At 40.8% G+C, this 25,123-nt stretch carries 20 protein-coding genes; 14 read left to right on the forward strand and 6 right to left on the reverse strand.

The annotated features are described in order from the left end of the window. Positions 1-15: 15 nt before the first annotated feature. The 6 genes from D3P12_RS09550 to asnB all read left to right on the forward strand — a co-directional run bounded on the left by D3P12_RS09550 (position 16) and on the right by asnB (position 7,487). Complete coding sequence (locus D3P12_RS09550) at positions 16-864, forward strand: sugar phosphate isomerase/epimerase family protein (protein ID WP_118194965.1); 849 nt, start codon at positions 16-18, stop codon at positions 862-864. Positions 865-902: 38 nt separating this feature from the next. Further along, the gene (locus tag D3P12_RS09555; RefSeq protein WP_118194967.1) at positions 903-2,465 is read left to right on the forward strand and encodes an MFS transporter; all 1,563 of its coding nucleotides are present in this window, start codon (positions 903-905) and stop codon (positions 2,463-2,465) included. Positions 2,466-2,597: 132 nt separating this feature from the next. Further along, entirely contained in the window at positions 2,598-2,894 is a 297-nt protein-coding gene (locus D3P12_RS09560; RefSeq protein WP_118194969.1) for a DUF485 domain-containing protein, read from the forward strand. Then, positions 2,891-4,798, forward strand: a complete 1,908-nt coding sequence (locus tag D3P12_RS09565; RefSeq protein ID WP_118194971.1) for a sodium/solute symporter — start codon at positions 2,891-2,893, stop codon at positions 4,796-4,798. The genes D3P12_RS09560 and D3P12_RS09565 overlap by 4 nt, the downstream gene beginning before the upstream one ends. Before the next feature lie 39 nt (positions 4,799-4,837). Then, the gene (locus tag D3P12_RS09570; RefSeq protein WP_118194973.1) at positions 4,838-5,620 is read left to right on the forward strand and encodes a glycerophosphodiester phosphodiesterase; all 783 of its coding nucleotides are present in this window, start codon (positions 4,838-4,840) and stop codon (positions 5,618-5,620) included. A gap of 172 nt (positions 5,621-5,792) precedes the next feature. After that, positions 5,793-7,487, forward strand: coding sequence for an asparagine synthase B (gene asnB / locus D3P12_RS09575; RefSeq protein WP_118194975.1), 1,695 nt, complete (start codon positions 5,793-5,795; stop codon positions 7,485-7,487). Between the two features lie 80 nt (positions 7,488-7,567). On the opposite strand, the gene D3P12_RS09580 is transcribed toward asnB, so the two are convergent. The 4 genes from D3P12_RS09580 to D3P12_RS09595 are packed head-to-tail and all read right to left on the reverse strand — an operon-like array spanning position 7,568 to position 9,559. Next, positions 7,568-8,368, reverse strand: a complete 801-nt coding sequence (locus tag D3P12_RS09580) for a M48 family metallopeptidase (protein ID WP_118194977.1) — start codon at positions 8,366-8,368, stop codon at positions 7,568-7,570. 1 nt (position 8,369) lies between these two features. Further along, positions 8,370-8,801, reverse strand: a complete 432-nt coding sequence (locus D3P12_RS09585) for a hypothetical protein (RefSeq protein WP_118194979.1) — start codon at positions 8,799-8,801, stop codon at positions 8,370-8,372. Continuing rightward, the gene (locus D3P12_RS09590; protein ID WP_118194980.1) at positions 8,798-9,208 is read right to left on the reverse strand and encodes a DUF2752 domain-containing protein; all 411 of its coding nucleotides are present in this window, start codon (positions 9,206-9,208) and stop codon (positions 8,798-8,800) included. The genes D3P12_RS09585 and D3P12_RS09590 overlap by 4 nt, the downstream gene beginning before the upstream one ends. A 12-nt stretch (positions 9,209-9,220) precedes the next feature. After that, the gene (locus tag D3P12_RS09595) at positions 9,221-9,559 is read right to left on the reverse strand and encodes a TM2 domain-containing protein (protein WP_118194982.1); all 339 of its coding nucleotides are present in this window, start codon (positions 9,557-9,559) and stop codon (positions 9,221-9,223) included. Between the two features lie 302 nt (positions 9,560-9,861). On the opposite strand from D3P12_RS09595, the gene D3P12_RS09600 reads away from it, so the two are divergent. Both D3P12_RS09600 and D3P12_RS09605 read left to right on the forward strand, forming a co-directional pair. After that, on the forward strand, positions 9,862-12,243 hold the full coding sequence (locus D3P12_RS09600) for a hypothetical protein (protein ID WP_118194984.1): 2,382 nt from the start codon (positions 9,862-9,864) through the stop codon (positions 12,241-12,243). A gap of 231 nt (positions 12,244-12,474) precedes the next feature. Beyond that, positions 12,475-13,788: a hypothetical protein gene (locus D3P12_RS09605; RefSeq protein WP_118194987.1), complete on the forward strand. Its 1,314-nt coding sequence runs from the start codon at positions 12,475-12,477 to the stop codon at positions 13,786-13,788. Between the two features lie 180 nt (positions 13,789-13,968). Here the strand turns inward: D3P12_RS09605 and D3P12_RS09610 are convergent, their stop codons facing one another. Continuing rightward, positions 13,969-14,346 (reverse strand): hypothetical protein, encoded by a 378-nt coding sequence (locus D3P12_RS09610; RefSeq protein WP_118194989.1) that lies wholly within the window; start codon positions 14,344-14,346, stop codon positions 13,969-13,971. Between the two features lie 293 nt (positions 14,347-14,639). Here D3P12_RS09610 and D3P12_RS09615 point away from each other — a divergent pair, with 293 nt between their 5' ends. The 3 genes from D3P12_RS09615 (at position 14,640) to D3P12_RS09625 (ending at position 18,732) form a co-directional block, all read left to right on the forward strand. After that, positions 14,640-15,131: an SRPBCC family protein gene (locus D3P12_RS09615; RefSeq protein WP_118194990.1), complete on the forward strand. Its 492-nt coding sequence runs from the start codon at positions 14,640-14,642 to the stop codon at positions 15,129-15,131. 76 nt (positions 15,132-15,207) lie between these two features. Beyond that, positions 15,208-17,376 carry a GH92 family glycosyl hydrolase gene (locus tag D3P12_RS09620; RefSeq protein ID WP_118194992.1) on the forward strand — a complete coding sequence of 723 codons (2,169 nt, stop codon included), beginning with the start codon at positions 15,208-15,210 and terminating at the stop codon, positions 17,374-17,376. 93 nt (positions 17,377-17,469) lie between these two features. After that, the gene (locus tag D3P12_RS09625; RefSeq protein ID WP_118194994.1) at positions 17,470-18,732 is read left to right on the forward strand and encodes a PQQ-dependent sugar dehydrogenase; all 1,263 of its coding nucleotides are present in this window, start codon (positions 17,470-17,472) and stop codon (positions 18,730-18,732) included. 93 nt (positions 18,733-18,825) lie between these two features. On the opposite strand, the gene D3P12_RS09630 is transcribed toward D3P12_RS09625, so the two are convergent. Beyond that, positions 18,826-19,725, reverse strand: coding sequence for a YncE family protein (locus D3P12_RS09630; protein WP_205941084.1), 900 nt, complete (start codon positions 19,723-19,725; stop codon positions 18,826-18,828). 196 nt (positions 19,726-19,921) lie between these two features. On the opposite strand from D3P12_RS09630, the gene D3P12_RS09635 reads away from it, so the two are divergent. The 3 genes from D3P12_RS09635 to D3P12_RS09645 are packed head-to-tail and all read left to right on the forward strand — an operon-like array spanning position 19,922 to position 24,882. Beyond that, the gene (locus D3P12_RS09635; protein ID WP_118194996.1) at positions 19,922-20,794 is read left to right on the forward strand and encodes a sugar phosphate isomerase/epimerase family protein; all 873 of its coding nucleotides are present in this window, start codon (positions 19,922-19,924) and stop codon (positions 20,792-20,794) included. 4 nt (positions 20,795-20,798) lie between these two features. After that, positions 20,799-21,938, forward strand: a complete 1,140-nt coding sequence (locus D3P12_RS09640; RefSeq protein WP_205941085.1) for a Gfo/Idh/MocA family protein — start codon at positions 20,799-20,801, stop codon at positions 21,936-21,938. Positions 21,939-21,951: 13 nt separating this feature from the next. Next, the gene (locus D3P12_RS09645) at positions 21,952-24,882 is read left to right on the forward strand and encodes a PVC-type heme-binding CxxCH protein (RefSeq protein WP_118194998.1); all 2,931 of its coding nucleotides are present in this window, start codon (positions 21,952-21,954) and stop codon (positions 24,880-24,882) included. The last annotated feature ends 241 nt before the right edge of the window (positions 24,883-25,123 follow it).

Raw genomic sequence — 25,123 nt, forward strand, 5'->3', positions numbered from 1 at the left:
ATTTAAAAAACAACTATGAAATTTGGGGTAAGTACCTTCGTGTGGGTTTCTCCTTTTAACACAGCGTCGTTTGATTTAATCCATAAAGTAAAAGATATGGGTTATGATAGCATTGAAATCGCAGTTGAGGATAAAGATATAATTGATTGGCCTAAGTTAAAAAAGCTTGCTGACGAAGTCGGATTGGGCATTACAATAAGTGGAGCATTTGGTGCCGAGCGGGACATAGCAAGTGATAATCCGGAGTTTAGAGAGATTGGCTTGAAGTACATAAAAGATTGTGTCCAGATAGCCAATGAGATGGAGAGCCCTGTTTTTGGCGGGCCAATTTATTCTGCCGTTGGGAAAACCCGCTTGATTTCTGAAGAACAAAAGAAGAAAGAACGAGAATGGTGTATTGAGAACCTATTTGAAGCTGCAAAGTTTGCTGAGCAACACAATGTTGTTTTGGGGCTTGAACCGCTCAACCGTTTCGAGACCGATATGATTAATACGGGCGACCAGGCTCTCTCTCTCATTCGCGAGATAGACAGTCCTTACCTCAAAATCTTACTCGATACGTTTCACTGTAATATCGAAGAAAAGAGTATCCCCGATACCATCCGAAAGATAGGCAAAGACTTATGTCATGTCCAAGGTAATGAATCTGATCGTGGAACACCCGGTACGGGTAACCTCGATTGGCAGGGTATTAAAGATGCACTTGACGATATTCAATATACCGGTTCGATCGTTATAGAAACGTTCGGAGCACCCTCTAAAGAATTGGCGAGGGCCGCTAGTATTTGGCGGCCTCTTGCCAATAGTGCTGATGAGCTGGCGAGTGAAGGTCTTTCTTTTTATAAAAAGATGTTTTTATCCTGAAACTATTAAACTATCCATTTAACTTATTAATTTAAATTATGAACGTAGGAACAGGCGATTCGTCGGAGACGGCGATTGACGATCGTTCACGTAAAATGCTCTTTTGGGGCTGTTTCATCGTGCTCGTGGCTTCTGCTTTTGGTTTTGTTTTCAGGTCTTTTTTAATGCCTTCTTGGGGTGTGCAATTTGATCTCAGCAAGACTCAACAAGGTGAAATTTTTGGTGTCAGCTTTTGGCCATTTGGTATCAGTATTGTGATTTTTAGTTTAATCATTGACCGCATCGGTTACAAAAAATCAATGGTCTTTGCTTTTCTTTGTCACACGCTTTCCGTTATTCTTACTGTGCTAGCAGACGGCTATTGGATGCTTTATATTGGGACTTTTCTTTTTGCTCTCGGTAATGGTGCCGCGGAAGCTGTCGTAAATCCGGTTGTAGCCACGATGTATCCAAAAGAAAAGACGAAATGGTTAAATATTCTACATGCCGGTTGGCCGGTCGGAATCGCTATCGCAGGTGTGATGGGGATAGGGATGTTGCATTTCGGGTTTAATTGGCATATTATCATCGGGGTAATTATGTTGCCTACGATAACGTATGGTCTATTGATTGCTAAGCGCCACTTTCCCGTTAACGAACGCGTACAGGCGGGAGTTACGTATCTGGAGATGTTAAAGGAAGTTGGTATCCTGGGTATTTTGATTATTGTGGCTCTCTGTGTGTTCCAGTTAGGAACGTTATTTGGCTGGTCTTATTTAATAAGCGTCATTATTACGCTGTTGATTGTTGCGGTTTTCGGTTACTTCGTACGTTCACTTGGTCGGCCGCTTTTTATTATGTTACTCCTGCTCATGATCCCATTGGCAACAACAGAGCTGGGTACCGACAGCTGGATCACCGATTTAATGACACCTGAAATGGCTAAAATTGGTCTGCAAGGAGGTTGGGTTCTGGTATACACTTCCATTATTATGGCTGTTTTACGTTTCTATGCCGGACCGATTGTAGAGAGGTTTTCGCCTTTAGGCCTCTTGGCTTTTAGTGCTTTGATAGCGGCCGTTGGACTACAGTTTTTATCTTATTCGGTTGGCTTCGTAATTATCATAGCAGCTACCATTTACGCTTTGGGGAAAACGTTTTTTTGGGGCACAATGTTAGGTGTCGTCTCAGAACAGTTTCCAAAAGGTGGAGCCTTAGCTCTAAACTTTACGGGTGCTGTGGGACAGGTAGGAGTGGGCGTTATCGGTGCTGTTTTCTTGGGTACAATACAAGATAAACAGCTGGATCAGAACCTTGCAATGTATGATCAGAACAACCAGACCTCTTATCACGAGACTTTCATAACCGAACATAAAACCAGTATATTCGGCGAGTACCTGGCATTAGATGGAGATAAACTGCTTGATGCAGATTCACAGACCGTCGATGTTATTTCACAGGTTCAAAATGAAGCAAAAAAAGATGCTTTAAGAACAGTCTCTATTCTTCCGACAATCATGTTGGTATGCTACGTTTTGTTTATCCTTTATTTTAAGTTTTTTAAAGGGGGATATAAACCTATTGAATTAATTGAAGAAAACGAAGTAGTTTCGGAAGACTAACATTTACATTCTTAGCAAGATACCTAAGCTTTTGATAAAAAGGATTTAGATAAATATCAAATAATAACTAATTTTTAAAAAAAATTATGATATTTAATATCTAAACCTTTTTTATCATTTAAAGCCTAAAATATGTTGCATAAGCCAAGTTCAGCTGTTAACGAAGATTACGCCTCGAAGAAGAAGTCGCGTCTCGGAATCTTATTTTTCTTTATTTATTTCTTTTTATATGGAGGCTTCGTAATTATCGGAGTCGTAAATTATGAATTGCTTGCTGTTGAAACTCTATGGGGGTTGAACCTTGCGACCCTTTACGGCATATCACTAATTGTTTTCGCTGTGTTGCTCGGAGTTCTCTATAATTACTATTGTTCACGGTATGAAGATCAGAGTGAAAGAGAAATTGCAGAAAGGGGAGAAAAGGTATGATTTACGATGTGTCTTACACCGCCATTATCTTTTTCGTCATTTTTGTTGGCCTCGTACTAGGTTTATCATTTTACTTTGGGAGAAAAACCAAGTCAGCATCTTCCTATTACGCGGCGGGCGGTCAAATCCATTGGTCGGTTAACGGAATTGCATTTGCGGGAGATTATTTATCAGCCGCTTCCTTTTTAGGCATCTGTGGGATGATCGCTACCTCTGGTTATGATGGGTTTTTATACGCTATTGGCTTTTTAGCTGGCTGGATGGTTGCTCTATTTTTAGTAGCAGAGCCGTTTAAAAAACTCGGGAAATATACTTTCTCAGACGCACTTAATTCTACTTTTAAATCAAGATTGGTAACGTTAACGGCTTCGATTAGCACGTTGATAGTTTCCATATTCTATTTAATTCCACAAATGGTTGGGGCAGGGGATTTGGTAACTCCTTTACTGGGATTCCCGCATTGGGTAGGAGTGTTGATCGTCGGTATTATTGTCATTCTTATTGTAGCAACGGCTGGAATGACCTCGACGACTTATGTGCAGTTCTTAAAGGGAGGGCTACTAATACTTCTTTCAGGAATTTTGGCGTTTTATATTATGAAGAACGGATTCACGCTTAACCCTGATCATGAGAATCAGCCTTATCATGAATTTGTTGAATTAACGCCAGTTATGAATGGAGATCAGGTTAGCTCGGTGGCGGACTGGAACGTTCTTTCACAACAAAATGTCCAAGGTAAAGAGTTTGTCAATCTCGAGAAAGATGGAATTGAACGGTGGTTTATGCTCACCGAAAAAAATGATAAACCTGTTTTAACAGAAGCATTATCGATCACCGTGGATGAGAACGGTACGCAGTTATATAATGGAGAGCCGAAAGAGAACGGAAACTTTTATCAGGTAGGACATCTTAGCAAAATTGTTGTAGACGGACAAGAGGTAGAAAGCAGTGGTCCCGTGAACCCCATACAATTTTTGAATATCATTAAAAACAGCGAACTTGTACGTTTCCTAAACGTTAAGTTTTCAGACGGCAATCAGGAGGTTTCTTTATATTACCAAGAGGAAACTTCAGGAAAGGACTTTATGCTTCCCGGGTTAAAGTATAAGATCGGTAAAGATGCTTCTTGGTGGAGTAAAATGGATTTTGTTTCATTGATGATCGCGTTGTTTCTTGGAACAGCTGCTTTACCGCATATATTAATCCGATATTACACGGTTAACTCACCGCGGGATGCTCGTAAGTCAACTATCTTAGCGATTGCTGCGATTGGTGCCTTCTATTTGTTGACCTTGTACTTAGGAATAGGTTCAGCGATTAATGGTGTGATGGATGTCGAATCTAGCAATATGGCTGCACCTCTATTGGCAAAAGCATTTGGAGTGATCTTATTTTCCGTGATATCAGCAATTGCGTTCGCTACGGTATTAGGTACGGTATCTGGACTGATAGTAGCTTCGTCCGGTGCGATTGCCCATGATTTAATGGACGGGTATTTCAACAAAAATCTAAGTGACGAAAAGAAAGTTTTGGCAGGTAAGCTGGCGGCGTTTGGAGTAGGAATCTTTGCTATTGCACTAGGAATCGCTTTTAAAGGCATGAACGTGTCTTTTTTGGTAGGTTGGGCCTTTGCGATTGCCGCATCCGCTAATCTACCGGCAATTTTATTTATCCTATTCTGGAAAAAAACTACTGCGAAAGGTATTTCTTGGTCAATCATCATGGGTATCTTTTCTTCACTGGCAATCATACTGACTTCACCGACCATGTGGGGAAGGTACGGGCTGAGTCCAGCAGATGCAATTCACCAGCTGGAGAACCCTGCAATTATTTCTTTCCCATTAGCAGTTATTACACTGTATTTAGTGTCTATCTCAACCACGAAACGAAAAGTTAACATATAAGTGTCGACAATAATCTATAATTTAGTGAAAAAAATATCAATGAAAAAATCTACTCTAGCTACGTTCGTTTGTGGTTTACTACTTGTTTCAAGCCACGTATTTGCTCAATTTAATAAAAATCAAGTGATAGCGCATAGAGGCGCATGGGATGATACGATTCCTCAGAATTCACTGGCTTCTTTAAACAAAGCCATTGAGCTTAACTGCTTTGGATCTGAATTTGACGTCCATCTGACTAAGGACGATGTATTGGTTGTGTGCCATGATCATGATTTTTATGGAATAGAGATCGAAGAATCTACTTATGAAGAGTTACTGAAAAAGCAACATCCGAACGGTGAAAAAATCCCGACCGCTAAAGAGTACATCTTAGAGGGCTTAAAGCAAAAAGGCAAAAACAAAACAAAATTGATTTACGAATTAAAAACTTCAAAAGTCAGTAAAGAGCGTACGCTGTTAGCTGCGGAATTATCAGTAAAGCTTGTTAAAGAATTGAAGGCTGAGAAAATGATTGAATATATCGTTTTTAGCTACGATGCAGGGAAGAAACTAATGCAACTCGATCCCAAAGCAAAAGTATCTTATTTGAATGGTGATCTAACTCCCGAACAAGCCAAGAAAGAAGGTTTCTTTGGACTCGATTATAATCACAATGTTTATAAGAAAAATCCAACATGGATTCAACAAGCACATGAGTTAGGTCTGGCAGTCAATGTCTGGACAGTAAATTCCGCTGAGGATATGCAGCTTTTTCTTAATCAAAATGTCGAATATATTACCACAGACCAACCCGGCCGTTTATTTGACCTGATCGGAAAATAATATTGAAAATCGAAATGTAAGTTATTTTTCTTGATCATATTTTCAATTTTTTTGTAAAAATATTGAAAAATTAATATTTATCTCGTCAATTGTTTGATGATTTAAATAATAATGAGCTATATTTGTTTCGAAATTAGAAAAGTAACGATTAAGGTTAACTAAATTTAATAATATGTGCGGTATAATTGGAGCATTTGATCTGAAAGGACGTTCAGAGGAAATAAGAACAGACGTCCTAAAAATGTCAAAGAAAATTCGTCATCGAGGTCCGGATTGGTCGGGCATTTTTAGTAATGAGAAAGCAGTTATTTCTCACGAAAGGTTGGCAATTGTTGATCCAAAATCAGGTAATCAACCTTTATATAGTTCTAATGGCAAATTGGTATTAGCCGCAAACGGTGAGATTTATAATCACCAATCTCTTCGTACCCAGTTTCCAAATTATCAGTTTAAGACAGAAACAGATAGTGAAATACTGTTAGCTCTTTATCAAGAAAAAGGACCAACTTTTTTAGACGAGTTAAACGGGATTTTCGGTTTTGCTATTTACGATATCGAACGTGATGAATATTTTATAGCTCGTGATCATATTGGCATTATTCCTTTATACATCGGATGGGATGCTGAAGGTTCTTTTTATGTAGCATCTGAATTAAAAGCTTTAGAAGGAAAATGTGTACGGATCGAAACTTTTAAACCGGGTCATTATATTTATAGCGGAGACGGGCAACATTTTCAACAATGGTATAAACGTGATTGGGAAGATTACGAAAATATCAAAGATAATGATGCCGATATAGAACAGCTTCGCAAGGGATTGGAAGACGCCGTACACCGTCAGCTCATGTCAGACGTACCTTACGGTGTATTGTTATCTGGCGGATTGGACTCTTCAATTATCGCTGCCGTAACCAAACTTTTTGCTTCAAAGCGTATCGAGTCGAATGACTTGGAAAATGCATGGTATCCTCAATTACACTCGTTTGCTGTTGGTTTAAAAGGGTCACCTGATTTAATCGCTGCAAAAAAGGCAGCCGACCACATTGGTACAATTCATCACGAAATCAACTTTAGTATCCAGGAAGGGCTTGATGCCGTTCGTGATGTTATCTATCATCTGGAAACTTACGATGTTACCACAATCCGTGCCTCTACGCCGATGTATTTGTTGGCAAGAGTGATTAAGTCAATGGGTATCAAAATGGTTCTTTCTGGAGAAGGGTCTGATGAGCTTTTCGGAGGTTACTTATACTTCCACAAGGCACCAGATGCTCAGAGATTTCATGAGGAAACAGTACGGAAAATGAGTAAGTTGCACCTGTATGATTGTCTGCGAGCTAATAAGTCGCTGGCAGCATGGGGAATCGAAGGGCGTGTGCCGTTTCTGGATAAAGATTTTATCGATATTGCCATGAGGCTTAATCCGGAAAGTAAGATGATAAAAGATGGAAGAATAGAGAAATGGATCCTTCGCAAAGCTTTTGAAGGATATTTGCCGGAAAGCATTGCCTGGAGGCAAAAAGAGCAATTCTCAGATGGTGTAGGCTATAGCTGGATTGACACGTTAAAGGAGCAAGCTGAATTAAAAGTTTCTGACGCTGAATTAGCCGCATCGGCAAGTAAGTTCCCTATTAATCCGCCACGAAACAAAGAAGAGTATCTGTATAGAAGCATTTTTACGGAACATTTCCCGTCAGATTCAGCAGCATTGACAGTACCATCGGTTCCGTCGGTAGCGTGTAGCACTCCGGAAGCCTTAGCTTGGGATGAATCTTTTCAGAATCAGAATGACCCATCAGGAAGAGCAGTAGGTTCTGTGCATCAAGAAAGTTATACGAAGGGAAAGGTGCCCATACAGCAGTCTTAAATAATTGAAATAGTATTCTAAAAGACAACCCGAAAAGCTAAATCTTTTCGGGTTGTCTTTTAGAATACCTTTCCTTTGTTTTATTCTGCCGACCGCAAAAAGTCTTGGAGTTTACACCAAGTTGAGCTGCTCAATATTGTCTTTTCTCCACTTGCTTTTGAGCTGACATATTCGTCAATAAAGCTCACTCGTTCTCTCGTGTCGGGATGGGTGCTTATCCAGACCAGGCTTTCAGGTATCTCATCACTTTTTTCTGCCAGACGGGTCAGGAAATCACCCATGGGTTCCAGTGGAAGTTCAGCTTGGCTCAAATAATCGATCGCTTTTCGGTCGGCCTCTTTTTCAAGACTACGATCGTAAGCACTTGAGGAAAGAAGTTTCGCTGACTGTCGGATCATGTCAACATTTCCCCCAGAAGCCGCAGATACCAATACGGATAACCCGATTTCTTTAACTAACTTTTTCATCACATGCTTTTCCTGTATATGAGCTAGTTCATGTCCCAGTACGCCAGCTAGTTCGGCTTCATTTTTACATTCAGTAATCAACCCTGAAAATAGAACGATTTGTTTTCCCGGAAGGGCAAATGCATTCACGTCTCCGTTCTTTAAGATATGGAGTTTGATTTTGTTTCTGTCTATTTCATTTGCTTCACAAAGGCTGGTTAAAAGGCTGTCTACGGGCAGATAAACTAAATCGTCATCTAATTCATCTTGTGAATTTTTGAAGTAATTCCAATAGAGTTCACCTAGTTTTCTTTCTGTTTTTTCATTTAGTTGTTTAACATTGAGTATTCGCATCCAGTCAATCTGACTGAAAAGTATCCAGCTTCCGAAAAATAATACGACAATCAACAGAAATTGAACGATGATATTTTTCATTTCAACCTTTGCATAAAATGTCAGCTAAATTTCCATAGAACCACCAGGTAACGTGTTTCCCTTTTCTGGTTTGTATACTGGTGTAAATACTAGCAATGAGTTCCGCCATGTTGAACAAAAAAATCGTTATTATATAAGCAATATAGCTATTGTCTATTTGTTGTTCCCCAAATATCAACCCAACTGTCCACCAAAAACCAACGCTATTCATAGCCAGGAGGGTAATTTGAGACAACAGGCCCTGGGTGCAGTGCCAACGGACAAACAATGTTCCTTTTCGGTTAGCCAGGTAGAAAAATAGAGTTGCGATTAAGTTGACGATAGGCAGTGGCATTCCTGCTATGGCGGTTACCATTGAAACCAAGTAGCTGTTTGAGGCTTTTTCAGCTTCATGTTCACTGGGTTTATATCCAAAAGGTTCAATTTTGATCATAAACTCTTCATGATGTTCCAGACCCAGTTTATAATAACCAGAAGAATAGCTGGGAGGTATATTGATTTTCTCTGAACCAGGCTTTCCATCTTCTGATAGAAGTGAAAGAGGCTGTTTTGTTTCTTAATGATGTCCCTGACGATCCATATTGGAACTAATATCATCGTTGTCAGGATAATAAAACCAAAAGGATTCCAATAGAATGCTTCGGCCGGTTTTCCTTGCATGAGCGATAGTACAGACCTCGTTGATCCACAAGACGGGCAGGGGATACCGGTTACATGCTTTACGAGGCAAACACCTGTTTCAGGAGAGGCTATTTGATTAACAGAAAGCAGAAGCCAGCAATAACCACCGACGCAGGCAAAAAATAAAATATAGTAAATCTTATGCTGCCGGACATCCATGCGTATCTCATTTTAATAGATTACCTCGTGAAGCTTTTCGAGATTTTTCTCTCGAGTTGCGCCCATAATTAGAAACCAATCGATAATCGCCCAAATTCCCAATCCACCGCAAGTCAGCAATTTTCCTATCCCCAGACCCGTATCGCCGATTAGGAAGCGGTCGATTCCCAGCGATCCACCTAGTAGAGAAACAATCAGGCTAATCGTCGGATCCTTTAATGATAAAGACTGGATTGCGATCCATTTAGAATCATCCGTATTTATAAGCGTGTCCCGGATCAAAGGGATTTGATGGCTTTCGAAAAATTTACTGTTGGTCATGATAAACATGTCTACTTTCTGAGAATCCATAAGTATAGGTCAGTTAAAAATGTAGTTAAAATTTGGTTTATATTCTATTGTAAATAAATAATAAACAAGCATACAAAAAAAAGTTGGAACTTAACTTGTACTGAGGCGTTAAAATGTTTTTTATCGAATCTGTTTGTTGAAAAAAATGTTATCTTGAACCTAATTATAGACTTGTACATTAATCTTGTTCGGGTACGTCACCGAATGCGATAGACGCTAAATTAATAAATGTAGAAAGCCCGACTAGAACATTTATTATAATGAAAACAGAATAAAACAAACATCACAAACACACAGAAAGCATGAATCAAGAAACGGATAGCCATGACCATGATCAACAAATGTGGACACGTAGAAAACTGCTTGGAACATTGGGGTTAACCGGTCTGGGGACATTAGCCGCAACTCCAATTCAGGCGACTCAGAAAGGAGGACGTATAAATATACTTAGTCATGGAACCATATCTGACCTCCAAAATGATAAAACGCTACGAGAAAACTCGATTGTATACGTATTGGGCTATTATAAGATAGGTGACGGAGGGGGTGCTCTATATCAGGTTTTCAAAGCTGCGGATATCGAAAAAGAAAACCCTTGGACTATCGCTCTGCAGAACGGGCTTGTGGCCTGCTTATTAGATGTCGAGAGTGTTAATTACAAGATGTTCGGTGCCGTAGGCGACTCGGTAAATGACGATTGCCAGCAAATTATGAAAGCGCATGTCTACGCTAACTGGAAGCGTGTCCCAGTTGTCAATATGCATGGCGAATACTGGTTAATGAAAGGTCTTGAGATCCCGATTCAAACAAATGTTTATTTCGGACAAACAATCTTTCACATAAATGAGAAAGAAAACACAACGAATAAGTCATATTTTTGGGTGCAAAGTCGGTATAAACCCAAGAATATCGAATGGTCGTCTGAGATAAAAGATCGTTTTATAAAAGCATTAAAGCCCGGATTGCAGGTTTTCCCAGAACTAGAGCCGTTTCGAAATTGCTTTATCCTTGTAAAGGATGACGGCGATCGCGTTGGATTTCGAGCCGGCGCCCGATACAATGGAACATCTTGGGCGCGAGAAGATTTCTTTTACGTTGAAGAACATGGGCGTATTGTGGGTGATATTACCTGGTCATTTAAAGATTATAAAAGCTTGGTAGCCTATCCGGTGGAAGATCATTATCTCGAAATTGAAGGCGGCACGTTTTATATTTCCGGTGATATACCGGGAGATAAAAATACGGGGTATAAGCGAAATGGCTTTAATATTAGTCGAAGTCGCACATTGATAAGAAATCAATGGGTCGGATTAGAGCGAGGGGCAAAAGACACGTCAATGAGCCCAAGAGCCGGTTTTTACGCGTTTAGTAGGGTATATGATATTTTATTAGAGAATGTTCGGGTTATCCCCTGGGAGCAAGATCGTGACGGAACTGATCGCGATGTAACCGCGGGGACCTACGGCATTGGCGTGACACGCGTAATGAAGGCCATGTTTAGAAATGTCATTGCCGAAGGCGGTCCTGTCCATTGGGGTGTTTTTGGAAATAACCTGATAAAAGACTTTGTCATCGACCGGTGTCAACTGAATCGGGTAGATGTTCATTTCCATGGTTGGAACATCCACATCAAAGACTCAAAAATTGGTTATCGAGGAATTACCGTAACGGGCGGCGGGGAACTTTTAATCGAAAACACAAGCTGTTCAAACCGGTTTTTCGTAAGTTTTAGACGGGATTATGGAGCGAAATGGGATGGCAATGTCACGATACGTAATTGCAGGTATTTTCCCGCGCCGGGTGCGTTCAATGCCGTTCTCTTTTTTCAACCGGCCGACTTCGAATATGGCTACCCTACGGGTATGGCCAGATCGATCAAGGTCGAGAATCTCATTATCGATTATAAAGACTATCCGGAAAATGATCAGGTTTGTTGGTTAATTCAAACACCTGATTTCGCTATTTCAAAAGGGGGCGATCGTCAGTTTTTCCCACGACGGATCATGATGAAGGATATTACTGTTGTTGGAAGGCAGAAAGGTGTCCGATTGCTAAAACTTCACGATCCAAGTCACTATCAAGTTGATAAAGTGGGAAGGTTGACGGATTATCAATTGGATACGAACGCTTTGATTAGTTTCGAAGATGTCGATCTTGAAGACATTATTAATGAGTTAGCCGAAACGGATCATCATTTGTTTGTGAAATTAAATAAGAGCGATAACTATCGGAAAGACTCTCTGTACCCCTCAATTTCTATCAAGCGTTGTCATGGACTCAAAGCTTCACTGCAGGATATTGCGGCGATCGTTGATGTTCAACAAAGTCGTATTGTTCAATTGCTTTGTTCTGATAAAAATAAATTACGGGGAAAGCTCGTATTTCGGGATTGTACATTAGCACCAGTTTCGGAGAAGGAACCTGGTAGTCGACCTTATTTTATATTAGATAGCAGTTTGGGAACCAGTTTCATGAATTGTTTTGTTCACGCACCGATGATCGATAATATGCCAGCATTTGATCAACTCAATTTGATAGGTTTTATCGAAATAAATCGTAGTGTACGATTCAATCATCTGCATACGATGCTCGGTAAGGAAATTATTGAACATTATAAGAACAAAAAAGAAGAGATTCAGAGTTCGTTTATTGCTATGCTGAGTAACCACTATGAAATCGGATAAATTATTGAACGCTTGGGTCATGACTTGTATTGCTTGTTCCCGTTGTGAACCCGTAGTGCTCCCGTTGCCAACCCGTATAAATGCTTGTTTGATCGGGTTCACAACGATATAGTAACCTGATCAAAATGCGTTAATGTAAAACATGGTATTTCCAATATTAGTGTATACTTATTTTAAAGCTTTTTCGTTTAAATTAGATGGTTACATTACGGTTTGATCAAATTTACACGGATGAGCTTTGAGGGAAATGAATTGTACCATATAGAAGAATGGACTGGCCAATCACCATATATTAAAAGCTATTACGCCAAAATACAGCATAAGGGTTTGGGGCGACTTCTACTATTGAAGGATTTCGATCGAGAGAATCTACAGAGAAGAATTAACGAACAATTAGCAACCTGGGATACAATATGGAAATTAGAACAATATAAAAAAGATAACGAGCCTAATAGTATCTATAATCATGAGTTTGCTGACCAGCTAACCGCTTTGTCGAAGTCTAATCTAAAACTGCTGAAAGATATACTGTTAGAATCGCTCAATACTGAGATTCAACTCGACTGGGATCGTTTGAAGGATCACGCAACCTTTCCAATTTCTAATCCGGAATCAGCTTTATTAGCGGAGATAGATGATATGCCATTTCCAGTAGAACCCTTGTTTAAAGAATTACCAACGGAGCCTGACGAGGAACGTTTTATTCCTCAACTAGGTTTTTTTGATAAGCTATTTGCCGCGCGTGGTAAACAAAAGAAAGATGAAGCAGAAGCGGCGTTCAAAAAAGCAAAAGACCGATGGGAGGCTGAAGTAACTCGAATAGAAACTGAAAACCGGGAATTACGAAATGACTACTTATCCAAGCTTGCAGAAGCTGAAACATTAAAAAAAACTTTAATTGAGCAATGCGAGCAAAAAGTGAACGAATGGCATCGATTATATCGTGAATTTACAGACAAAAAGGACGCACACAATAACGCAATTGATCAGTGGAAAAGAGATTTCTCAGAAGGGAAGGAGAAAGCTGTAAATGAATACTACGATTTTATTCTTCACTATTCTGCGTACCCTGATATTGTATCGAAAATTTTCGAGCTGACTTTCAACGAAGACGAAAAGCTATTTGTTGTAGATTACCTTCTCCCTGCGCCTCGCCAATTTCCCAATGTTTCTGAAGTTCGCTTCATCCCACCGCGAGGTATTCTGAAAGACTCCTATTTGTCAGAGAGACAGTTTTCGCGGCTTTACAATGATGCAATTTATAAAATGGCGTTGAGAACACTTTATGAAGTATTTAAAACCGATGATACTGGAATTGTTAAAGAATTGGTATATAATGGCTGGGTGGTTGATGATAAATCTGAAAACCCCGATCAGCGTTGTTTGATTTCGTTAAGGGTTTCAAAAGAAAATTTTGCAGCTTTAGATCTACAATATGTAGATGCGAAAACATGTTTTGAGCAATTGAACGGGCGGGTAAAGGACGATCTGACGTTCATGAATCCCGTTGAACCATTCGTTCGTACCCGTTTTACATTTTCGTAGTTACACGATCGGACCTAGACGTAATAAGTCCACATATTAAGCCAAAAAAGCTTGCACAATAGTGGAAGCAAGCTGCTTCCGACCCGCTTGGAGGTAAATCAGGATATTAACCGGATTATCTGTAAATAAACAAAGGCCTCTGATTTTTTATCAGAGGCCTTTGTTTATTTTAAATTTATATTAGCGGGTACAGTTCGCTGTCCAGGTACCTTCGTTGTTGGTAACCAACATCGTTAATGAGTTGGCGTCTACGGTTATTCCCGCTACACCATCACCAATACTAATATAAGAATTGTCACCCTTCTCTTGGAACTTAACACCCGTTATGTTCGGGATGCCACTTCCAAAGTCAAAAGAGTAGCTATCGCCCACTTTGACTACCGTTACGCGGCCATCTTCGTCGATAATCGTTTCACTTCCATCGTTAAAGGAAATATCACCAGTATACGTCCCTACAAAGAAATCATTATCAGCCGGATCGTCATCTTTACTACAAGAAACTGCGGTGAACATCAAGGTGGCGATAATCATTGCGCCTAGTAATTTAATCTTTTTCATATTCTTTTTTCCTTAATTTAACAATTAAATGACAAGCATTATGCCAAAAGAAAAGGGCTATGGGGTTTTAGTCCATAGCCCTTGTAACATTTTTAGCTAAATTTCGTCGTTTAGTTTATGGGTTTTGCTCGAGCACCCCGCCGGATATTACGATTTGTGAGTCGGGTATATAATCTATTATATCAGGAATTGTCGTGATTTGCCTCCTGAATTGTCGGAATAACACAGGTTAAAAAGAAAACATATTGATGAAATTTGTTATTAAAATATTATAGAAACTAAAAATTGAAAAAATGAAAAGTAACCAAGGACTCATTTTTTCTGTTGAGAAGGCGAACAGAAAAATACATGTTGAAAAGGAATTTGCAGCTCCACTCGAAAAAGTGTGGGATGCATTTGCCAAAGAGGATCAGATTAGCCAATGGTTTGCGCCCAAACCCTGGAAAGTAGAAAGTAAAGATTTTAACTTCGCAGAAGGAGGACGTTGGCTTTTCGCGATGGTTGGGCCGGAAGGAGAGAAACATTGGTCGGTTTCCAAATTTATTTCTATTGATCCATTAAAGGGGTATGTTGCCAGCGATGCTTTTAGTGATGATCAGGGGAATATCAATGAACAGTTTCCTCAGTCAACCTGGCATGCTGATTTTGTGGATAAAGGCGACTCAACTCTTTATCGGGTCGATCTCGTATTTGACAGTGAAGATGATTTGAATGCTAATCTCGAAATGGGTTTTCAAGAAGGTTTTACGGTGTGTTTAAATCAGCTGGAGGAACAATTGGCTTAACAGCCAGGCGATAACGATTTTAGTTGCTATATTTTCAATGTTTGATGTATATTCGTAGAACAACTATACGATATATATGTCTTTCAAGAATCTCCTGTTCGTCTTCGTGATCAGCTCCTTATTTTTAGGGTGTAGTGTTAAAAAACAAACTCAAAAAGAGGGCAAAAATGATTTAACCCATTATGTAAATCCCTTTTTGGGAACCGCACCACTATTGGATCCAGATGTTATTGGATATACGCCACCTGAAGGTTGGCGCGTATGGGCTGGACTGGTTTTTCCGGGCTCTTCGCTGCCGAATGCTATGGTTCAATTGAGTCCTGTAACTGAATATGGTAGTGGAGCTGGTTACGAGTATGAAGATGAAGAGATCCTGGGCTTTGCCCATACCAATAAAGGTCATTGGGATCAAATGAATATCCCTGTCTTACCAATTTCAGGTGAAGTAAAACGTCCGTTCAAATCCCGCTATTCAAAGGATAGCGAAGGGGCTTCTCCTGCTTTTTATAAGGTTTTTTTAAGTGATTATAGAATAAACGTTCGCCTAACGTCTACACTTAGAGCGGGCGTGCACGAATATACGTTTGCTGAAAAATCTGACCGGAACATCCTTTTTGATTTAGCGAGGGCCAACCACGGCGTTAAACATTGGGAAATCACAAAAAAAGGGAATGCTATCCAAGGTGTGCAGGAGCTTGACCAAGGCCCGATATATTTCTATGCTGAAGTTAATCACCATATTGACGAATTGCAGGTAATAAGACCGGGTGAAAAAACAGGTTATGCCTTTATTAAGTTGAGTGATAAAAAGCCTGAGCCTGTCGTGCTAAAAATTGCCTTATCCTATGTGAGTATTGAGAATGCTATTGAAAACTTAAAGACTGAAGTTGGTGAGCGCAGCTTCAATGAAGTTCATCAAGCAGGTAAAGCTGAATGGAATGAGATTCTTTCTCAGGTACAGGTGAAAGGAGGAACAGAGAAGCAACGGGAGATTTTTTATTCGTCCCTCTATCGTTCGTTTCTATGGCCGGCGCTACGAAGCGATGTAAATGGACAGTTTACGGATGCGGATCGAAAAGTGCGTCAAGAAGATTTCAATTACTACACCGTTCCAGCACTATGGGACACGTACCGGAATAAACTGGTACTACTCGGAATGATCAGACCCAAGGTGACGAACGATGTTATCAAGTCATTAATGGATCGAGGAGAGATAACTGGTTTCATCCCTACATTCTTTCACGGCGACCATGCTGCTCCGTTTATTGCCGGTACTTATTTCAGAGGGATAGGCGATTTTGATGTGAATAAAGCTTATCAGCTTTTGTTGGATAACGCATATAAAGAGAAGGGAGCCCGTCCGCATATCGCTGAATACATAGAGAAAGGATATATAAGTGATCCTGACATCGAAAATCCACACGTAGAAACCAAAGCCAAAGCAGGTGTTTCTAAAACACTGGAATATGCGCATGATGATTATGCCTTGTCTTTATTGGCAGCAAGTTTAGGCGACAAAGAGCGTGAAGCCGATTTGCAGAAACGATCGCAAAACTATCGAAACGTTTTCGATCCGTCCACAAACTTCATGCGTGGACGATTGGATAATGGCGACTGGATCAATCCATTTAACCCGCAGTATCCTTATTATGAGTACATGTATCGCGAGGCGAACGCTTGGCAGGTATCTTTTTATGTAAACCATGATATGCCTGGGCTCATCGACCTCTATGGTGGCGAGCAGGTTTTTGAGGAAAAATTAGACTCTCTTTTTACTTTACCTTGGAATCCAAAACATATTGCAAGAAACATTTCTAGTTTTATCGGACAGTATTCGCACGGCAATCAGCCAGATCATGAAGCGCCTTTTGCTTACTATTTTGTCGATAAGCCAGAGAAATCACAAGCTATCCTTGATCGAATTTTTGAACGTTTCTATGGCGTGGGAGAATTTGGACTCGCGTTGGGCGGAATGGATGACGCTGGAGAAATGTCATCGTGGTATGTATTCAGTGCAGGTGGGCTCTATCCATTCTCGACAGCTGATGCGAATTATTTGGTTACGGTACCCGTCTTTGATGAGGTAAAATGGCATATTAAAGGTAAAAAGCCAGTTGTTATACGTAATCCGGCTGCCGGTAGGCAGCTGAAAGGCATTCAAGTGAATGATAAAGAACACAATGGGTATTTTATCCCGCATGATCTGTTTGATGAAGGCGGAGTTATTAACTTGAAAACAAACTAGGTCAGAAGCGCAGATACTCAGAAAACAAAAAAAGAACTTATCTGTTATACGAAAATATTTCACAATCTAAAATTAACAACAAATAATCACTCCATGACTTCTTTAACTACTAATTTAAAACTATTCAGCGTAGCAACCGGTTTGGTGTTCTCGCTTGGAGCATGCAGTTCGTCTGCAGACAATGGCGGTAATAGCCAAGACACAACTGCCGTGGTAGGTGACACTACAAAATACGATCCCGTTGAAACAGAAGCTGCAAATACAGATTACAAACCCGCTTTCGAAGGGCAAACCCGTATTGCAGGAGTCAAGACCAGTACAGAGTATTCGGTTCGTATGTTAAGTGACGGTTTAGATAGTCCTTGGGGAGTGACGAGCCTTCCTGACGGGCGACTTCTAATAACGGAAAAGGGTGGTACGATGCGTATTGCAAGTCAGGATGGAACACTAAGTGAGAAGATTACCGGGCTTCCGGAAGTAAACGACGCTCGTCAAGGTGGTCTTTTGGGTTTAACAATTGACCCTGACTTCTCCAATAACCGAATGGTCTACTGGACATTTTCTGAAGAAACGGATGGCAAGAATTTGACGGCCGTTGCTAAGGGAAAATTGGCCGATGATGAAAAGACCATTGAAAACGTTAAAGTAATTTATCGCGCTACACCGGGGCATAAGAGTGAATTGCATTATGGCGGACGTATCTTGTTCGATAAATCAGGTAATATCGTTTTCAGTACAGGAGAACGTTCTGATTTGGATACCAGACCTTTGTCGCAAGACTTGCAAACTTCGTTGGGTAAAATCATTCGCATTACTACTGATGGACAGCCGGCTGCCGGGAATCCATTTGAAGGAAATAGTGAGGCAAGACCAGAAATATACTCTTATGGCCACCGGAACGTTCAAGGTTTAGCATTTCACCCGGTGACCGGTGACTTATGGGAAACAGAATTTGGTCCGCGTGGAGGCGATGAGGTGAATCTGGTTAAGCCGGGTTTGAATTACGGATGGCCTACAATCACCTATGGTCTTGAATATAGCGGGGAGGTTATCGGAGAGCCTATTCAGCAGAAAGAAGGGATGGAACAGCCGGTATACTATTGGGATCCTGTGATCTCTCCGAGTGGCATTACATTTTATGCAGGCAACGAAATTCCAGAATGGGAGAATAACCTGTTTATTGCAGCTCTAAGCGGAACTCACATTGCCCGTCTTGTGATAAAAGATAATAAAGTAGTAGGAGAGGAAAGGTTATTGGTTGATGAGGTTCAGCGGTTCAGGGATATTACGCAAGGGGAGGACGGAGCGCTGTATGCTGTAACTGATCAAGGTAGACTATACCGAGTTGGGAAATAAATCCATCATCGCGTTAGTATAATATTAGTTTCTTAACACAAAACCCCGACACCGGAGTCCGGTAGCGGGGTTTTGTGTTTTTTAAATTTGAAACTATTCAAAGCGATAAGCTGCTAGTTCATTTTTTGTAAAAGTTGGTACAAGTAATAGATTCAAGTCCGCGATGTAGCCAATATCGGCCGTTTTCGACTCTTCTGCTTGTGTGTCAAGAAGGAGAGTGCTTTCTTTTCCATTGATATAATAAACCTCTCCTTGCCAGCGACTAGCAATGAAAGTACTATCGCCCAGGATGACAAGACCATCACCGCCGGTGATCTCAGAGTTGATCAGCATGCTCGTATATTCAGAATCGAACCTTTTTAATCCTTCAGCATCTAAGCTGTATAAATCCCCATTATAACATTCGAGACCATTAACTCCTTCGGCACCGGTTACAACCGACGTTACTTCGCCTGCTTCACTCATTGCATAAATGACTCCGGCTCTTGAATCAGAGAAGAAAATTGATGTCCCATTTGTTGCGAGGTCATTTAAGAATACAGATCCTTCAACAGGGATCGTTTCTTCTATCTCGGCAGTTTCAATGTTAATGATCCTCACCACGTCAATATCAGTCACGTAAAGCTTGTCGTTTAAAATAGCCATTCCGCGTGGCGCATCCAGTCCGGTTACCCAATCTTTTTCTTTGACAGTCCCATCGGGGTGGAGTGAGGCGATAAATCCGTCTCCATCTTTAGCGGAAGGATCAGTGTTTCCGCAAGAAAGATAAATAGTATTATTGGGCGCGTGATAGAGTGCAGACTCAGACCCAGTAAAGCTAGAGTCGGTTTTCCATTCGAGTGTCAGACTTAGTTCCAGGTCTGCTGCCGAAGCACTATCGATTGCGGTTTCGTTGGTGGTCGAATTGCCAGTGCTGTTACAGGAAGCCAGTAAAATTACGGTACCCGCCGTGATCGCCATCGTACTTAAAGTTTTGTTGATCAGATTTTTCATAATAATACGTTTTGATTCTATACCAAAATAGATAAATTTTCTTTTATCTATTTTATAATAAGCTTATTTGTGTATTTTTTTGTCAATATATTGATTGAAAAGATACAAAACAGTCATTTTTGGATATTTTATAGTTTTTTAGCTCCTGCCAGAAGCTATATCTTTATTCATATTATAAGCTAAATTAAAATTTACTATGTCCTTAGATGTAAAACTCGCTGCCAGTACCTGGTTATGGATGTCGCCTTTTGCTACTGAAAATGCGCCCGAATTATTCTCGACCATTAAGAAACTGGGATATGATGCAGTCGAACTGGCAATCGAAGATCCTAAGCTAATTGATGCTAAGAAAATTAAAGAATATTTATCAAACTATGGGCTGCGAGCGACAGTATGTGGAGCTTTTGGAGAAACAAGAGACCTGACAAACGACGATGAAGGATTTCGGAAAGTCGGGTTGGAATATATTGAGGATTGTCTTGAAATAGCGTCAATATTGGAGGCAGGATTCTTCGCCGGGCCGATGTATTCAGCAGTAGGAAAGGCAAGATTGGTTTCTGCTGAACAAAAGAAACGTGAATGGGAAAGAGCTGTTATGGGTTTACAGAAGGCTAGTGATATGGCTCAAAGGAGAGGCTTACAGTTGGCCGTAGAACCACTAAATCGTTTCGAGTCTGATTTGATCAACGACGTAGATGATGTTCTGAAATTAATAAACGATATCAATCATGCGGCTGCGAATGTATGTTTGGATATGTTCCATATGAACATTGAAGAACCCGATCCTGAGAGTGCAATCACGAAAGTAGGCAGTAAATTAACACATATGCAAGTCTCAGAAAATCACCGCGGTACACCAGGTTCGGGCGGAGCAAACTGGGGCGCCTACTATCGCGGATTAAAGAAAATAGGGTATCGTGGTGTCGTTTCAATTGAAAGCTTTACCCCAGAAAACCAAGAATTAGCTGCGGCTGTATGTATTTGGAAACGATTTGCAGCAAGTCAGGATGATTTCGCGAAAGAAGGTCATGATTTTTTGAAAAAATGGATTAACGGAGATTATAAATAAAAGAATGATGCAAAAAAAGGTAATTAATGTAGCGATTGTGGGTTTGGGTTTTGGTGCTGAGTTTATTCCGATTTACCAAAAGCACCCGAACGCAAATATGTATGCGATATGTCAGCGCAACCCTGAGAAGCTGAATGAAATAGGAGATCATTTTTCGATCGAAAAGCGCTTTGACAATTATGATGAATTGTTAAAAGATCCCGAGATTGATGCCGTACATATCAATACGCCCATTCCAAATCACGCAGAACAATCCATTAAAGCTTTGCGAGCGGGAAAACATGTTGCGTGTACCGTTCCGATGGCTACAACTGTTGAAGAATGCAGGCAAATTGTTGAGGCTGTCGAAGAGACGGGCTTGACTTATATGATGATGGAGACGGTTGTTTACGCTCGTGAGTTCTTGTTCATGAAGGATTTGTATGAAAAAGGGGAACTTGGTAAAGTTCAATTCTTAAAAGCTAGCCATCAGCAAGATATGGAAGGCTGGCCTAGCTACTGGCCAGGTTTACCACCTATGCATTATGCGACCCACTGTGTGGGGCCGGTGCTGGCTTTAACTCGTGACGAAGCGGAATACGTTTCTTGCTTTGGCTCGGGTACGATAGACGAGAGTTTACATCATTATTATAACTCGCCATTCGCTGTCGAGAGTGCTCATGTTCGTTTCAGAAGCTCCGATTTAACCGCTCACGTTTATCGTTCTCTTTTTGATACCGCCCGGCAATACCGTGAAAGCTTCGAAGTATATGGTTCTAAAAAAGCCGTTGAGTGGCCTTTGATTGAGGGAGAACCATTAGTAGTTCATACGGCTAAAAAGCCCGAACCGGAAATACCGGAACGAGTTGAATGTCCAGACTTTGCACATTTATTGCCACCAGAAATTCAGGCGTTTACGACTGGAGGTGTGTACGACGAAGACTCAAATCAACATCTCTCCTTTACGCAGGGTGCCGGTCATGGAGGGTCGCATCCGCACCTGGTTCATGAGTTTGTCAGTGCGCTGGTCGAAGGAAGAGAGCCTTTTCCCAACGCAGTGCAATCAGCCAATATGACCTGTGTGGGCATTCTGGCTCACGAGTCGGCTTTGCAGAACGGTCAGGTTTTGAAAATGCCGGACTTTACTTTGTCAAAAAAAGAATAATATTAACAAGGATATGAAAATCAAATATTTAGGTATTATATTGCTTTCCTTATTCCTATTCTCTTGTAAGGAGGAATCACCCAAAAGGTTGGAGTTGTTTTTCTTAGGTCATGATAGTAAACATCATGATTCGGAGCAGCTGGCCGAAATTTTATCTCAGGAATATTTTAAGGATGGGTTTAATATAACCTATTCAGTCAATCCGGAGGATCTGACTTCGGAAAATCTAAAACAGTACGATGGGTTGATCCTCTATGCTAATCACGATACGATTTCTGCGGAACAGGAAACCGCACTGCTTGATTACGTTGCCTCAGGGAAGGGGTTTATCCCGATACATTCGGCTTCTTTTTGTTTTCAAAATTCACCGGAAGTGATCGAGCTGATCGGGGGGCAGTTTAAAAGCCATGAAGGTGGTTCTTTTTCTGCAGAGATCGTTAAACCCGAACACCCTGCTCTTAACCGGGTAGAACCGTTTACAACAGAATGGGATGAAACCTATGTACACGATAAAATTGCTGACGACATTGAAGTGTTGATGGAGCGTGTGGAAGACGGTCACCGAGAGCCTTATACATGGGTAAAAGAACACGGTAAGGGTCGTGTGTTTTATACAGCATTTGGACATGATGAGCGTACATTCCGCAATCCAGGCTTTTTGCAACTGATAAAAAGCGGGATTTTGTGGGCAGTTGGAGATGCGGCTGCTGAAAGCTTAAATAAATTAACCATCGCTCAGCCGAGCTATCAGGATGCTCATCTGCCTAATTATGAAAAGAGGGATCCGGCCCCAAAATATCAGTTACCATTATCTCCTGAAGAGTCACAAACCCTTATTCAAGTTCCGCCAGGTTTTCGATTAGAATTATTTGCCAGTGAACCGGATATCAAGAAACCGATCGCCATGAACTGGGATGAAAAAGGTCGTTTGTGGATTATTGAGACCGTTGATTACCCGAATACGGTTCGAAATGATAAAGGCGAAGGAGACGACCGTATTCTAATTTTAGAAGATACAGACGGTGATGGGAAAGCCGACAAAATTACAGAGTTTGCAGCTGGTTTAAATATACCGACGGGATTTGTGTTTTCTAATGGAGGAATTATCGTTTCGCAAGCACCTAACTTTTTATTTTTGAAAGACGAAGACGGCGATGATCAAGCTGATGTGCGGAAAGTGCTGATCGAAGGTTGGGGTACTTTTGATACCCATGCCGGACCTTCCAATTTACATTATGGTTTTGACAACAAAATATGGGGTACAGTTGGTTATTCTGGGTTTGAGGGAACGATCGGAGGGAAGGATTTTCGCTTCGGTTCCGGAATCTACCGTTTTGAGCCGGACGCGTCTGAATTTGAATTTTTGACGAATACATCCAACAATACTTGGGGCCTTGGTTTTTCTGAGGAATTTGATGTTTTTGCTTCGACCGCAAACAACGAACATAGTGTTTTCTTTGCGATCCCCAATCGGTATTATGAACAAACTGAAATCAAAGGGAAAGGCTCCCAGAAAATCGATAGTCATTATGGGATGCATGTGGTTACAAAGAATTTGCGCCAGGTAGATGTACACGGCGGGTTTACTGCCGCTGCCGGGCATAGTCTTTACACCGCTCGTTCTTATCCGAAAGAATATTGGAATCGGGTAGCTTTCATCAATGAGCCTACAGGACGGTTGATTCATAAACATGTGGTTGAGCAAAAAGGATCTGGTTTTGTTGAAGGTTTCGACGCTTGGAACCTAGTGAGCAGCGCTGATGAATGGTTTGGTCCGGTTGAAACAAAGGTTGGACCAGACGGTTCTGTATGGTTTTTGGATTGGTACAATTTCATTATTCAACATAATCCGACTCCCGAAGGGGCTGAAAACGGAGAAGGAAACGCCTATATAGATCCTTTGCGTGACAATACGAGAGGGCGAATATATCGCTTGGTATATGAAGGATCTGAACCTTCAAAAAGCTTTGACTTGAGTAATAAAAATACGCCAGATCTCTTGCAGGCGCTCCAAAGTGACAATATGTTTTGGCGGACAACGGCGCAACGTCTGCTCGTTGAGGCAGGAGACCGGTCAATTGCTGACGATTTGTATAAAATCATTGAAACAGAACAAGTAGACGAAATTAACACCGACGCTGGTGCAATACACGCTTTGTGGACCCTCCACGGTTTGGGTCTGTTGAAACAACCAGATCAGAAAAGTAAAGATGTTGTGTTCAAAGCCTTGACCCATCCTTCCGGAGGAGTAAGAAGAGCGGCTGTTCAAGTTTTACCAGCAAATGATGCTGGGGTGATCGATAAGCTGATCGATTCAGAAGCATTGTCTGACCCGGATTTACGAGTACGCCTCGCAACGATTTTGAAATTGGCTGATGCAGAACCATCAGAGAAAATTGCACAAGCAATTTTAGAAGCTTCACAAGTAGAGGGAAATAAAAATGACAAATGGATTTCCGATGCATTAACCATTGCGGAAACTCTGAACAAAGAATTCGTTTCCTTGGTTCAAAAGAATCTGACCGAGTCTCAAGATAATGAAGAAAAGAATGAGGAAAAGGCTGTTGATGAAACGATTAAGATCAATGTCATTGTCGGTGAAATGAAATACGATAAAACCAAGTTTTCAGTAAAAGCCGGTACCCGGGTGAAGATAATCTTGGATAATCCTGACTTTATGCAACATAATCTTTTGATCATCAAGCCGGGCACGCTTGAACAGGTTGGCAAAGCAGCCGATCAGATTGCAACGCAAACCGATGGGGCTGAACTCCAATACATACCTGATATTCCAGAGGTTTTGTTCTCCACGCCGCTTGTTGATCCGAACGATTCGGTGGAATTGACTTTTACAGTTCCGAGTCAACCCGGCGATTATCCTTTTATCTGTACTTTCCCCGGACACTGGAGGATCATGAATGGAATAATGACCGTTACAAAATAGGACGTATATAGAAAAATATCTTTTTTAATATCGTCATTTTGAATACAGAAAAGGGTATCCGCTAGGGATACCCTTTTCTGTATTATTATATCCTGAATTTTCCGGATCATTTATGTAAAGTGCTATAATACAGCTATAAATGGATAATATAAAGGTGGTATAAACCTAGATATCTAGCTAATATTGATATTAAATAAACCAATTGTAAAGTCGTGAAACTATGTTCCTTTCGCGGCTTGAC

It is taken from the genome of Pedobacter indicus (assembly GCF_003449035.1).
Lineage (GTDB): Bacteria > Bacteroidota > Bacteroidia > Sphingobacteriales > Sphingobacteriaceae > Albibacterium > Albibacterium indicum.